At 51.9% G+C, this 591-nt stretch carries 1 rRNA gene; it reads right to left on the reverse strand.

The features are described 5' to 3' along the window. A 23S ribosomal RNA gene (locus CD30_RS19275) occupies window positions 1–591 on the reverse strand; the annotation flags it as partial.

The following is a 591-nucleotide window of genomic DNA, read 5'->3' on the forward strand; positions in this document are numbered from 1 at the left end:
CCTCCCGCCTCGCTAGAGGCTTTTCTTGGCAGTGTGAAATCAGGAACTTCGCGATGAATCGCTCCCCATCACAGCTCAACGTATTAGGAAGCGGATTTTCCTACTTCCACGCCTTACTGCTTGGGCGTGCACAACCAACGGCACGCTTTCCCTATCCTACTGCGTCCCCCCATTACTCAAACGGCGGGGAGGTGGTACAGGAATATCAACCTGTTGTCCATCGTCTACGCCTATCGGCCTCGACTTAGGTCCCGACTAACCCTGAGCGGACGAGCCTTCCTCAGGAAACCTTAGTCATACGGTGGATGGGATTCTCACCCATCTTTCGCTACTCATACCGGCATTCTCACTTCTAAGCGCTCCACCAGTCCTTCCGGTCTGACTTCAACGCACTTAGAACGCTCTCCTACCACTGACATCTTAGATGTCAATCCACAGCTTCGGTGAATCGTTTAGCCCCGATACATTTTCGGCGCAGCGTCACTCGACCAGTGAGCTATTACGCACTCTTTAAATGATGGCTGCTTCTAAGCCAACATCCTGGTTGTCTAAGCAACGCCACATCCTTTTCCACTTAACGATTACTTTGGG

The sequence above is a fragment of the Ureibacillus massiliensis 4400831 = CIP 108448 = CCUG 49529 genome (assembly GCF_000772965.1).
GTDB lineage: Bacteria > Bacillota > Bacilli > Bacillales_A > Planococcaceae > Ureibacillus > Ureibacillus massiliensis.